Genomic DNA, 12,197 nt, shown 5'->3' with positions numbered 1-12,197 from the left:
CGATATAAAAAAGTTTAAATACACTGATATTTTAGTTGTGATGACATTACAACTAAAAAAATGTGTAAGCTTGTTCGTTTGCTATAATCTCTAAATCTAAATTTATCAAAGCCGATAGATAAAAACAAAATAGGAAATAGTATGATGACATCACTCTTAAAAGGAAGACATAATATCATAATATGATGACATTACGTTTAAAAAGATGTGTAGGCTTGTTTGTTTGCCTTTCTCTGCTCCTTTCGGCATGCTCACCCAATAAGTCTAACAAAGTTAACGGGTTCAATAGAAATACTAAAGTTGAAGAAGTTAAGATGACAGAAAGAGAGAAAAAGAAGAGAGAGGTGGTAACACCTCCCCCTTCGTTCTGCGATAAACATAAATGGTGCAGTGCCGTAAGAGACTTTGGTGACTATGAACTAACTACCGTTAAAGTAACGCCACTAAGAGCGACATTGGCGACGCTAGGAACTCTTGCAATAGGGTACGTCTTGTATAAAGGGTGTCAATGGTTTAAACCTAAACCCTCCGCTCTTAATGAACCGCCCGCAAAGGCACAGCAAACAGTTGAGCAATTACACGAACCACTCATTAGACGAAAAACCTCACTATTATCACGTAACGACCAAAGACTCATTGTCTCCCGCACCCCCTATCCGTCGTCGTCCTCTAGTTCATCTTCAAGCTCTTCTTCTAGTTCGTCTTCAAGCTCATCTTCCAGCTCGTCCTCCAGCTCTTCATCACAACCGTCATCATTGTCACCATCGTTATCACCAGCGTCACCATTATCATTAATATCGTCATCATCGCCAACACCACCATCAACATCTCCCAGCGAGGAAGACATAGATGTGGCTGCCGCCAGGGAAAGGCTACGAAACTCAAGTCATTATGCACAATATGCAGATATTCCACAAGATGTACTGAACATAGAGATCAACTATGTAAAGAACGCCCGCCTTGCGGAAGAAGCTACGAATTCGTCTTCCAGCCCGTCTCGCAAGAAAATAGCGATGGATGCGCTGCGTAGCAACATTGAGAGAACTATATCCGAAAATGGAGGCCTGGGTGCACTGAATAGTAAGCAGCAATTGTTACTACGCAACGATGTATGTACGACGGAGGCGGTGGAAGCGTATAACCGGGCGTATAACGATCTGGATCGGATGCCGACGGATGAGGAGTTTCTGAAAATAATTGGTGGCAAATGTCTGCCACTGGCACATAAATTTTCAGTATGCTGTGGCATAATTCTGAATAATAAGGAGACGTTATAACGAAAATGAACGATATAAAAAAGTTTAAATACACTGATATTTTAGGGTGGTCTGTATCAAGATACGATAGATTTTCTAATTGCAAGCGACAGTATTTTTATGACTATTATGCAAAATTTAATAAGGACATACCGCTTGAAAAAATACAATTTTTAAAAAGTTTAACATCTAGAGCGCTTGAAACCGGAAACATTGCGCACGATATTATAAAGGACATGTTAAAAAGATTTCAAATAAGCGCAAAACCAATAAACAAGGATAAATTTTTTAAATATGCTTTCAATATGACGGAAAAGTATTGCAACTCAAAAACCTTTTTTGAGCATTACTACAAAGGCGAAATTGTTTCTGCCTCAGAAATTTATACAAAAATAAAAAGTGTATTAGAAAATTTTCTAAACAGTCCACGATTTTCATGGATAGAAAGAAATGCCGTTCCTCAAAGCTCGCAATGGGTTATAGAACCTGACGGTTTTGGCGAAACAAGAATAAACGGTTTCAAAGCTTTTTGTAAAGTTGATTTTTTATTTCCTATTGATGATAAAATATATATAATGGAATGGAAAACTGGTAAAGCTGATGAGAAGAAGCATTCAAGGCAACTCACAGGTTATTCACTTTGGGCAAATTATCATTTTGGCAAAAATGCTGCAGATATTGTCTCTATGATAGTTTATCTTTATCCTCAATACAACGAAAAAAGCGTTAAAATTAATGATTCTGCGATTTCAGAATTTGCAAACACTGTAGAAACAGAAACAAAAGATATGTATGAATACCTTATAGATATAGAAAAAAATATTCCTAAAGACAAAAAAGAATTTACGCTAACCGGAAACACTTTTTTCTGTAACTATTGCAACTATAAAGAAATTTGTTCCGGAAATAAGTTTTAAGATGTAGCAAGATATTGTCCGTTCTTTTCAAAGTATCAAAATTTCTTGCCGCTGGGCTTCGTTCTCTTCATATTCTTTAGGCAATTATAGTATCGATTCTGTGTTTTGCCTTAGTGTGTTTTACGGCGCAGTTCATTCTGAAAGTTTATTTTTCATTACAAACTTATTTTTTTTATGCTGGACATGTTTTCTTTTTCATAGCGGCAGAAACAGCATATATAAAAATCAACAAAAAACATATTAGACAACCGCTGATTTTTCTGTGTATTATCATTCCTCTGATAGGATATTTATGTTTTGGCGCTTTTGCCTTTAAAAGACCTATTGTTTTTCTGTTTATTTGTTACGTCGATATCCGTTTTCATTATTTTGCTATACAGAGCCTATGATAAAAAGAAAAGAATTGTCGCAATATCTGCTTCTACAGCGATATTGGCAAAGGTCTTTTTTTTATGTAAAATCCCTAGTTATGCGATAAACAAAAAACTATGGACGACAACGATGCTGGATTGTTTCGTCATTTAGTTCCTCGCAAAACCACAACTGGCGCAACTTGAAGCGACTTGACTATATTAGGATTATTTATGGGTATATTGGTTTTAATTTTAACATTCTTACTTGGTGTTGCCGTAGGCGCTTGTTTGTTTGTAAGAAAATATCTATCCGTATCAAAAGATAATGCCACTAAAGAACAAAAAATAAGCAACTTAACAGATGCTATTACTAACCAAACACAACTTAGCAATAATATCAAGATAGAGTTTGAAAATATTGCATCAAAAGTGTTAGAAGGTAAAAATTCAAAAATTACAGATTTAAATAAAATTTCTTTTGAAAGCGTAGTTGCTCCGTTTAAAACAAAAATTGATGAATTTAAAAACAAAGTTGAAAATCTTCAAATATATGAAGCTGAGAAAATGTCAGGATTGCAAAAAGAATTAGAAAAACTAGTTAGTCTTAACAAACAAGTTAGCGAAGAAGCAAACAATCTTGCAGGAGCTTTAAAGGGAGAGAACAAACTTCAAGGAATATGGGGCGAGCTTACTCTCGAGAGAATTTTTGAATATGCAGGTATGCTTAAAGGCGTAAATTACGTCTCACAAAAACAATTTAAAAACACTCTTGACGGTACAAAAATACCAGATTATGTAGTAAATCTGCCTGATGATAAACATATTGTATTAGACGCAAAAACTTCTCTTTCCTCTTATGAAAAATATTATAATTCTCAGAACGAAGATGATAAAAAAATATATTTAAAAGAGCACGTTGCAAGCGTAAAAAAACACATAGACGAGCTTGTTGATAAAGATTACGCCAACATTGAAAATCTTAATCATCCTGAATATGTATTGATGTTTGTACCTATAGATGGAGCCGTTTCTCTTGCGCTTATGGAAAAGCCTGAACTTATCGGTTACGCATTTAAAAAAAATATTGTAATTGTAACACCTTCAACGCTTTTGGCAACATTAAAAACTATTGAATGTATATGGCACCAAGAATATCAAAAGAAAAATGTGCTTGAGATAGCAAAGCAAGGCGGTAACTTATACGATAAGTTTGTAACATTTTTACATACTCTAATGGAAGCTGATAAGAAACTATCGGAAGCAAAAGACAAAACTCAAGAAGCCATAAAGAGACTTTCTTCTTCTGACAAAACAGGGGACAGCCTTATAGAAAGAGCGCAAAAACTAAAAGAGCTTGGAGTTTCGACAAAAAAAGAAATACCCGAAGAACTATTAAAAACTATAGACTCCGGAGTAAAACGCGATGAGTGAAATGAAAATGACAGTGTGTAGAATAGAACTACAAAAAAAAACTTTAGAGCTGCAAAATGAATTGAAAAAACAAAACATAGATGTTTTTTTTGACAACGATTCTTTTAGAGATTATCTTGTAAGAATTAGCGTTAGCTCGAAGGGAATTTTTGAAGGGAAATTATCACTTTACTATAAACCATCAAAAAAAACTTATTCCTTAAAAAGACAAATTACGAACCCAAAAACAAATTCTATTATTGAATCAACTTGGAATAAATTAAACGATTTTGAAACTTATTCGTCAGACAGTGGCATCTTCGAAGCATTTGTTGACGGTTCATATATTTCAGGCGTTACAGGTTACGGCGCAGTTATTTACTTGGGCGACGAGATAAAAGCTGAACTTTCAGGAAGCGTTGCGGATACTCAATTTAGACAGTTTGGGGGAGAGTTAAAATCTGTAATAGAAACATTAAAGTGGTGTAGTAAAAATAATGTCAAAAAAGTAAGAATTAATTACGATTATGAGGGCATAGAAAAATTTACAAATGGTAAATGGAAAGCAAGAAACAGTCTCTCAATGGAATATGTAAACTTTCTTCAAACTGTGCCGACTGAAATTGAATGGAGACATGTTAAAAGCCACACTGGAAACACCAAAAACGATAGAGCGGATTTTCTAGCCAAAAAAGCCACACAGTCGTCGCAGAAAACTGAAAATACTCACGAAACGGCGCCATGTGTTCTATCTGTCGTTCCTACGGAGTTTAGCTCTTCGCTTCTAATTCATCCGACTACAAACGTACGAAAGAATAAGATAAAGAAGACAAAGTCTAATATATAAGTTGCTTAACTATAGAAACATATTTCGTTTCATTGTTCAACCGTAAGGCGTTAAAAGCCTACATGCGTTATTTCTAATACGTTGTAAAAATGTAAAATTTTTGCATTCAGTAGCCGTAATAAGTCTCGCATTCTCTCTTTTTGTTTCTGCAATAGCGGTGAGTTTTTCTGCCAAACTCTTACTAAAAATTTCTATATTTGATTCGAAATTGAGTTTAAAACTTCTCACGTCCCAATTTGCCGAACCTACAAAAACCCACTCATCGTCAACTACTAAGATTTTGCTATGATCAAACGGTGGCGGTGTTTTGTAAATTTTTACGCCACAATTAATTAAACGTAAAAAATTAGATTCAACCGCGCGGTTTATAAAGTTATAATCGCTTTTCTCGGGAATTATTATCTCAATGTCAACGCCTTTCATTGCAGCCATTTCAACAGCTGTAAGAATATTGTTTTCCGGAAGGAAGTAAGGCGTTACTATAAGAATTTTTTTTATTGCGGCATTGATTGCTCCATGAACTAGTAGTTCGATTATTCCATCTTTATTGTCTGGTCCGTCAGGTATTATTCTTGCTGCAAGTTTTTCGGACTGAGCGGTTGATATATTTTTATATAACGATTCAAATTTATGACCGGTAGCAAATTCCCAATCGCATTCAAATACTTCATATATCTGGCTTATAACGGGACCTTTGATTTTGAAAGTAAGGTCTAAAATACCGTTTTTTAAATCATCAATTAAAATATTTTTTTTGGAAAGATTCATACCTCCAAAAAAAGCTGTTTCGCCGTCTATTATCATAATCTTTCTGTGATTTCTTAAATTTACAAACGGCATTGCCACAGGAATGTAAGGAGGAAGAAATATGCCATATCGCAATCCTTTAATTTTTGCAAGTTTTTTTTCTATAGAACGATGAAAGAATTTTAAAGTGCCTATGCCGTCAATCAAGACCTTCACTTCAGCTCCGTTTTCTATGGCAATTTTCAGAGCTTCTAAAAATTTATCTGTTTCACTGTCACAATCAAAAATATAACTTGAAATCAGAACTTCCTTTTTTGCCATTTTTATGGTTTTTATCATTTCCGGATAAGCTTCAACGCCATTTTGCAAGGGCTCTGCATAATTGCCAAAAACAAAATTTTGATGATATGTGTTGTGTCCAAAAGTTATAAATTGCTTGTAGTTTACAGGGAAACTTTCAAAAATATTTTTAATCATCTCTTCCGAGTATTTTTCAGATAAGCCCATGTTTTTTCTTAGGCGAATACTTTTCCTTCTTACTCTGTTAATGCCCAAAAAGATGTACAGCATTGTGCCAATAAAAGGGGATAAAAAAACAAGCGCAATCCATCCTATAGAACTCTTAATATCGTCTTTATAGAATAGTATATGTACGCTCGTTCCTACGGACAAAGTTATGTAAAGACTTGCTGCAACAACAGTGCGTAAATCAGAATTGATAAAGTTTGAAAATATATTCATAATCATCCGTAATCATTGCAAAAACACTACAATCACATACTATCAAAGTTAGCTTTCTTTATCAATAGCTGTTACGTCTGTTTATTACAATTCAAATCATTTAAAAAAGACATCGAAAAAATAATAAAGCACTTACCCAATTTGAATTTTGATTTGTAATTGTTGCACCGCCTTGGAGCGCGAATGCGCTCAGCGACAAGAATTTTTGGTATTTTTGTTTCGTCTGATAAAAACACGAGAGAAATCTTGATAAGCGTATAGACTTTATTGTAGAATGAATATTACAATGTTAAACACAGAAACAAAATTATTTGCAATTTTAGGCTATCCGGTAAAACATTCCTTCTCTCCACAGATGCATAACGAGTGGTTTAAAAAGGAAATGTTAAATTGCGCTTATCTTTCGTTTGAGCCTGATTCCCGAAACCTCAAAAAAACAATAGAATCTTTAAAGATTCTGAAATTTCATGGATTCAATATAACAGTTCCTTATAAAATTGAAGCAATGAAATATGTTGACTTTATAGACAAAGCTGCTAAAGAAATAGGAAGCATAAATACAGTTGCTGTTAAAGATAATAAATTGCGTGGATATAATACCGATTATTTAGGATTTATTCAGGATTTAGATGCAAAAAAAATTAATTTAAACAATAAAAATGTTTTGGTGGTAGGCGCAGGAGGAGCAGCAAGAGCAATAGCGTATGCTTTAAAAAATGCTAAGGCAAAGGACATATACATAACAAACAGAACATTGGCAAGCGCTCAGAATCTTGCAAAGACATTTAAAATGAAAAGCATTGACACGAACAAAGTGTCAGAACTGCTTTCACAAATAGATTTGCTTATTAATTGTTCCTCTTGCGGAATGAAAAAAGAAGATAGTTTTCCGTTTGTTGCAGATAAAGTAAAACAAAGTTTGATAGTGTACGATTTAATTTACAATAAAGTAACGCCCTTTGTAAAATTTGCAAAAGCTAAAGGTTTAAAAATATTTACTGGTGAAGGTATGCTCGTACGTCAAGGGGCATCTGCTTTTGAAATATGGACAGGCAAATATCCCAAAATTGCCAACAATCTTTTAAAGAAATTTATTTAATAACAAGGTAAAAGTTTATGTTTATTGTGTTTTTGGCATTGGCAGTAGTTTCAGTTGTGTTTTTATTAAGGAGAAAAAAAACTGTCAAGGAATTTGCCATTGTTGATTCCAGTGTTCTTATGGACGGGCGGATTTGCGATATAGTAAGCGCAAAATTTTTATCTTTAGATTTGATTATTCCGTCGTTTGTTGTGGACGAATTAAAGCATATCTCAGAGTCTCTTGATAAAGTTCAACGCAGTCGTTCGCAAAGGGCATTGTCAATAATCGATAAACTACAAAAATCCGATGTTGTAAATATAAAAATAGTTAAGTTAAATCTAAATGGTGGCGGCGAAGCTTCAGTAAAGATTATCGATTTTGCAAAAAATGCCAAAGCGAAGATAATAACAAAAAATTTTGATTTATATAAAAAGGCATCTTTGTATGGCGTAGAGGTATTAAACATTAATGATTTAGAAGCCGCTGTGTATCCTTTGTTTTTGCCCGGAGAAAAAGTGCGCGTACATTTGGTTAAAGATAGCGCGCAACAATATCAAGCCATAGGATATTTTGACGATAAAACAATAATTGTTGCAGAAAACGGAAAAAATTTTATTGGCAAAAATGTTGTTTTAACTATTACTTCTGCAATGTTTACTTCAACGGGGAAAATCATTTTTGGAAAAATTTTAGGATAGACAAATGAAAAATGCTGTAATAATAGTGGCAGCAGGCTCCGGCAAAAGGTTTGAAAACAAAATTCCTAAACAATTCCTGAAACTCAACGGCAAACCTATGTTTTTGTGGAGCGTTAATGCGTTTGCTGCAATAAAAAGTTTCAAGCAGATAATTTTAGTTGTCCCTTCATACATGATGCGCGCTTTAACTTTAAAATATAAAAATGCTTTTGAATGCGTTGCGGGCGGGGAAAAAAGATTCGATTCCGTAAGAAATGGGCTTGCCCTCGTTACAAATGATATAGATTTTGTTGCTGTGCACGATGCAGCAAGACCTCTCATTTCTAAAAATGATATTTTAGCTGTTTTAACAGAAGCGGAAAAAACGAAAGCAGCTATCGCGGTTGAGAAAACAAAAGATACCATTAAGCTGGTGTCAGAGAGTAATAGAGTATTAAAAACTTTGAATAGGGTTGTTTTGAGAAATGCGCAAACGCCTCAGATTTTTGAATCCCATCTTATTAAAAAAGCTTATTTGAAGAAAATCTCAGCTAGAACTACCGACGATTCGCAACTTATAGAAAAACTAAATGTGAAAGTTTTTGCCATTGAAACAAAATTTCCAAACTTTAAAATAACAACAAAACAAGATTTTGATCTTGCAGAAAAACTCTTAAACAAAAGGATGTAGCGATATGTATATAGGCTTTGGGTACGATGTTCACAGATTCAAAAAAGGCAGAAATCTTGTGTTGGGCGGCGTTAAAATAAAGAGTCTAAAAGGGCTTGATGGTCATAGCGATGCTGATGTTCTTATACACGCTCTTATGGATGCGTTACTCGGCGCCGCAGGATTAAACGATATAGGACATTTTTTTCCGAATACGGATTCTAAATATAAAAATATATCTAGTATTTCTCTTTTGGAAATTGTTTATAAAGAGTTAAAGAAGAAGAAGTTTTGTATAAACAATGTTGATATTACAGTGGTGGCTGAAGTTCCAAAAATATATCCTTTTATTGATGAAATGAAAAAAAATATCTCAGAAGCGATTAAACTAAAAAAAGAAAGAATCGGCATAAAGGCAACTACTAATGAAAAAATGAGATTTCTTGGTTGTGGTGAAGGTATGGTCGCCATGGCAATTGCATCCATCGTTAGGAATAAGGAAGCGTATCAGTGATAAAAATCTATAATACTCTCTCAAATAAAAAAGAAGAATTTGAACCCCAAAAGAAGAATTTTGTATCCATGTATGTATGTGGAATAACTCCTTATGACGAGGCGCATCTAGGGCATGCAAGAGCTTATGTTGTGTTTGATACTGTAAAAAGGCACCTTTTGAAAAGAGGCTATCAAGTAAAACATATACAAAACTTTACAGATGTTGATGATAAAATTATAAAAAGGGCGCAGGAAAAGAAGATAAAGCCGTCAGAACTTGCTCAGATTTATATTGACGATTATTTTACCCAAACCGATAAATTAAATATTTTAAAAGCTGAAATATATCCTCGCGTTACGCAAATGATACCTGAAATCGTCAAGTTCATTATGGCTTTAGCTGACAAAGGGTTTGCTTATAAGGTTGGCAGCGATGTTTATTTTTCTGTTGAAAAGTTTAAAGATTATGGAAAATTGTCGAAAAGAAAACTTGACGATTTAAAAGCCGGCGCTAGGGTGGACGTTCGCGCCGAGAAAAATTCAGCGTTTGATTTTGCTCTATGGAAAGAAACGAAAGAAAACGAACCTCAAGAAATTGCATGGGAAAGTCCGTGGGGAAAGGGTCGACCGGGCTGGCATATTGAATGTTCGGTAATGTCGTCGGAATTGCTTGGCGACACTATAGATATACACGGTGGCGGACAAGATTTGATATTTCCTCATCACGAAAATGAAATTGCTCAAAGCGAAGCTAAAACTGGAAAACAGTTTGTTAAATATTGGATACACAACGGTTTTGTTACAATTAATAAAGAGAAAATGTCAAAATCTTTAAACAATTTTTTCACATTGAAAACAATTTTTGAGAAATATAATCCGCGCGTAGTACGTTATTATCTTTTAACACAGCATTATTCAAGTCCGTTAGATTTTTCTGATGCAGGTTTAGATGCTGCAAAAAATACTCTACAAGGGATAGATGATGCTTATCTGAGGCTTATTTCCTCTTCTAAAGAAATGGCTTTCAGTATAACTGATAAAGATTTGTTGGATATAGAAGAAACATTTTTGAAAGCTCTTGACGATGATTTTAATTCAGAAAAAGCATTATCGTATTTTCACGAATTAAAAAACATCATATTGAACGAGTTGTTTACCGCAAGTACAGATAGACTTTCTCAATTAAGAAAACTTTTTGAGGATTTTTCTGAGAATTCTTTGGGTCTTGCGCTTCCTGAAGAACATAAAAGCGACGAGAGCTTGCAAAAACTTTTAAACGAAAGAAACGAAGCGAGAAAAAATAAGAACTGGACTGAATCCGATAGGTTCAGAAAGCTTATAGATGAAAAGGGTTATAAAATAGTAGATAATAGAGACGGTTCCTCAGTTCTAGTAAAAAAAATCTAGTTTTGGTTAAGGATTTTAAGTGTACAATAAGAATAAGCATCATCATAATGCTCAAGAACAATTAGACAACATTGTTTGTGGGCGTAATTCAGTACTAGAACTTCTCAAAGCAGGCAAGCGTAGCGTCAATAAATTAATGGTTTCTCAAACAACTCGCGGTACTGCGATTACGGAAATTATTAATCTTGCAAAACAAAAAGGGATAGCTATACATAATGTTCCACCAGAAAAACTTGATAGATTTTCTGAACATTCACAAGGTATAGTGGCAGAAGTTTCTCCTATGGAATATATAGAATTGAAAGATTTAATCATCAAAGTAAAACAGTCGCCAAAGCCTTTGCTTGTGATATTGGATGGTATAGAAGATCCTCATAATCTTGGAGCAATTATAAGAAATTGTGTGGCTTTCGGGGCAGACGGTGTTATAATCCCAAAATGGAGAGCGGTTGGCGTTAATGAAACTGTATCAAAAGCTTCTGCCGGAGCGATAGAACACATTGCAATATCAAAAGTTGCAAATATAAATCAGGCAATAGATTTGTTAAAAGAAAATAACTTTTGGATAGCCGGGTCTGAAAAGAGTGGGCAAGTGTTGGAAGAGGTAACCTTACCTTTTCCTTTGGCAATAATAATAGGTAGCGAGGGTTTTGGTATTCACAGTCTAACGAAGAAAAATTGTGATTTTTTAATCTCAATCCAACAAAGGGACACTATTTCTTCGCTTAATGCGTCTTGCGCCGCTGCGGTAGTTTTGTACGAAATATCAAAAACTCGCAGATAAAATTTAGTACAGTTGCAATAATACTCGACATCCTTACTATAAGCAGTCCATATGATTGCTTTGTCAAACTGTATATATCTCCATACTAGTTTTACCAAACCTTTTCCTGTAACTTTCTCAACATCCATTTCTGACAAATCAATATATTCTCTTCTTAAATCTTTTTTTGCAGGCAGAACTAATTTCCAGAAATCTGTATTTGTATGAAATGGCGAGCTCGACTTATCTAATTTCATTTTGAGTTATATTTTCGAGCTACTGAAACGGATTCTTGAAGATTCTTGATGTTGTTTTTAGGAGTTATGGAACTGCCCGGAAACTGCGTTTGAGCGCAAAAAGAAATTGAAAATACTATCAATAGCGCTAAAACAGATTTGAAGAATTTCATTCTTGTTCTGTTTTACTGATATGCTTGGTGGGCAGTGCAGGACTTGAACCTGCGACCTCTTCCTTGTAAGGGAAATGCTCTTCCAGCTGAGCTAACTGCCCGTTACGAAACGTGAGTCAAACAAACACACGTCTAAGGTATCAAATTTACAATATCCTGTCAAACCGCATACATTAAAACTATTTTGCTACGCATTATCTGCGTTATCGCTATCGCCGTCTTTACTACTACTTACTCTCCTTCGCCGTCGCTCGCCTTATCCTCCTCCGCCGCCGCCACCACCTCCGCCCTCGTCGCCAGCGATCTCTCCACCTCTTTCTCCAACTGGTCTTGGCGGCTTTAAAGAAGTTGTGTTTGAAGTAAATGGTGACAGAGTATGGCGCTATTTTAAATTTGAAAGAGGCGCACACAGAGTTCAGAGAGT

The 12,197-nt window shown here is 34.7% G+C and carries 12 protein-coding genes, 1 tRNA gene and 1 pseudogene; 11 read left to right on the top strand and 3 right to left on the bottom strand.

Annotation, left to right across the window (positions count from 1 at the left end):
- Positions 1–652 precede the first annotated feature (652 nt).
- Positions 653–847: a hypothetical protein gene (locus LE180_RS04435; protein WP_374134260.1), complete on the bottom strand. Its 195-nt coding sequence runs from the start codon at positions 845–847 to the stop codon at positions 653–655.
- 4 nt (positions 848–851) lie between these two features.
- Between LE180_RS04435 and LE180_RS04430 the strand changes: the two genes are divergently transcribed.
- The 4 genes from LE180_RS04430 to LE180_RS04415 all read left to right on the top strand — a co-directional run bounded on the left by LE180_RS04430 (position 852) and on the right by LE180_RS04415 (position 4,783).
- Positions 852–1,277 carry a hypothetical protein gene (locus LE180_RS04430; RefSeq protein WP_374134259.1) on the top strand — a complete coding sequence of 142 codons (426 nt, stop codon included), beginning with the start codon at positions 852–854 and terminating at the stop codon, positions 1,275–1,277.
- A gap of 5 nt (positions 1,278–1,282) precedes the next feature.
- Entirely contained in the window at positions 1,283–2,173 is an 891-nt protein-coding gene (locus LE180_RS04425; RefSeq protein WP_374134258.1) for a PD-(D/E)XK nuclease family protein, read from the top strand.
- 584 nt (positions 2,174–2,757) lie between these two features.
- Complete coding sequence (locus tag LE180_RS04420) at positions 2,758–3,957, top strand: DNA recombination protein RmuC (protein WP_374134257.1); 1,200 nt, start codon at positions 2,758–2,760, stop codon at positions 3,955–3,957.
- The gene (locus LE180_RS04415) at positions 3,950–4,783 is read left to right on the top strand and encodes an RNase H family protein (RefSeq protein ID WP_374134256.1); all 834 of its coding nucleotides are present in this window, start codon (positions 3,950–3,952) and stop codon (positions 4,781–4,783) included. The genes LE180_RS04420 and LE180_RS04415 overlap by 8 nt, the downstream gene beginning before the upstream one ends.
- Before the next feature lie 36 nt (positions 4,784–4,819).
- Here LE180_RS04415 and LE180_RS04410 read toward each other — a convergent pair whose 3' ends face one another.
- Complete coding sequence (locus LE180_RS04410; RefSeq protein ID WP_374134255.1) at positions 4,820–6,271, bottom strand: phospholipase D-like domain-containing protein; 1,452 nt, start codon at positions 6,269–6,271, stop codon at positions 4,820–4,822.
- A gap of 286 nt (positions 6,272–6,557) precedes the next feature.
- Here LE180_RS04410 and aroE point away from each other — a divergent pair, with 286 nt between their 5' ends.
- Genes aroE through rlmB form a run of 6 tightly spaced genes read left to right on the top strand, consistent with a single transcriptional unit; the run spans position 6,558 to position 11,385 of the window.
- Positions 6,558–7,370, top strand: a complete 813-nt coding sequence (aroE, locus tag LE180_RS04405; protein ID WP_374134254.1) for a shikimate dehydrogenase — start codon at positions 6,558–6,560, stop codon at positions 7,368–7,370.
- 17 nt (positions 7,371–7,387) lie between these two features.
- Entirely contained in the window at positions 7,388–8,050 is a 663-nt protein-coding gene (locus tag LE180_RS04400; protein ID WP_374134253.1) for a PIN/TRAM domain-containing protein, read from the top strand.
- A 4-nt stretch (positions 8,051–8,054) separates the two neighbouring features.
- Positions 8,055–8,720 (top strand): 2-C-methyl-D-erythritol 4-phosphate cytidylyltransferase, encoded by a 666-nt coding sequence (gene ispD, locus LE180_RS04395; RefSeq protein WP_374134252.1) that lies wholly within the window; start codon positions 8,055–8,057, stop codon positions 8,718–8,720.
- A 4-nt stretch (positions 8,721–8,724) separates the two neighbouring features.
- The gene (gene ispF, locus LE180_RS04390) at positions 8,725–9,213 is read left to right on the top strand and encodes a 2-C-methyl-D-erythritol 2,4-cyclodiphosphate synthase (protein WP_374134251.1); all 489 of its coding nucleotides are present in this window, start codon (positions 8,725–8,727) and stop codon (positions 9,211–9,213) included.
- Positions 9,210–10,601 carry a cysteine--tRNA ligase gene (gene cysS, locus LE180_RS04385; protein WP_374134250.1) on the top strand — a complete coding sequence of 464 codons (1,392 nt, stop codon included), beginning with the start codon at positions 9,210–9,212 and terminating at the stop codon, positions 10,599–10,601. The genes ispF and cysS overlap by 4 nt, the downstream gene beginning before the upstream one ends.
- A gap of 19 nt (positions 10,602–10,620) precedes the next feature.
- Positions 10,621–11,385 carry a 23S rRNA (guanosine(2251)-2'-O)-methyltransferase RlmB gene (gene rlmB / locus LE180_RS04380; protein ID WP_374134249.1) on the top strand — a complete coding sequence of 255 codons (765 nt, stop codon included), beginning with the start codon at positions 10,621–10,623 and terminating at the stop codon, positions 11,383–11,385.
- 413 nt (positions 11,386–11,798) lie between these two features.
- Here the strand turns inward: rlmB and LE180_RS04375 are convergent.
- A tRNA-Val gene (locus LE180_RS04375) sits at positions 11,799–11,874 on the bottom strand.
- Between the two features lie 216 nt (positions 11,875–12,090).
- Here LE180_RS04375 and LE180_RS04370 point away from each other — a divergent pair.
- Positions 12,091–12,197 (top strand): annotated as a pseudogene (locus tag LE180_RS04370) (PCRF domain-containing protein); the annotation flags it as partial.

Source organism: Candidatus Endomicrobiellum pyrsonymphae (assembly GCF_020328025.1).
Classification (GTDB): Bacteria; Elusimicrobiota; Endomicrobiia; order Endomicrobiales; family Endomicrobiaceae; genus Endomicrobiellum; species Endomicrobiellum pyrsonymphae.
Note: the sequence above shows the minus strand (reverse complement) of the source record. Positions and strands in the feature narration are given on the sequence as shown.

Excerpts from the sequence above, each read along its gene's own strand:
- ispF (WP_374134251.1), top strand. The coding sequence starts at position 8,725 with ATGTATATAGGCTTTGGGTACGATGTTCACAGATTCAAAAAAGGCAGA.
- LE180_RS04400 (WP_374134253.1), top strand. The coding sequence starts at position 7,388 with ATGTTTATTGTGTTTTTGGCATTGGCAGTAGTTTCAGTTGTGTTTTTA.
- LE180_RS04425 (WP_374134258.1), top strand. The coding sequence starts at position 1,283 with ATGAACGATATAAAAAAGTTTAAATACACTGATATTTTAGGGTGGTCT.
- ispD (WP_374134252.1), top strand. The coding sequence starts at position 8,055 with ATGAAAAATGCTGTAATAATAGTGGCAGCAGGCTCCGGCAAAAGGTTT.
- LE180_RS04410 (WP_374134255.1), bottom strand. The coding sequence starts at position 6,271 with ATGAATATATTTTCAAACTTTATCAATTCTGATTTACGCACTGTTGTT.
- LE180_RS04420 (WP_374134257.1), top strand. The coding sequence starts at position 2,758 with ATGGGTATATTGGTTTTAATTTTAACATTCTTACTTGGTGTTGCCGTA.
- LE180_RS04415 (WP_374134256.1), top strand. The coding sequence starts at position 3,950 with ATGAGTGAAATGAAAATGACAGTGTGTAGAATAGAACTACAAAAAAAA.
- aroE (WP_374134254.1), top strand. The coding sequence starts at position 6,558 with ATGTTAAACACAGAAACAAAATTATTTGCAATTTTAGGCTATCCGGTA.
- LE180_RS04435 (WP_374134260.1), bottom strand. The coding sequence starts at position 847 with ATGTCTTCCTCGCTGGGAGATGTTGATGGTGGTGTTGGCGATGATGAC.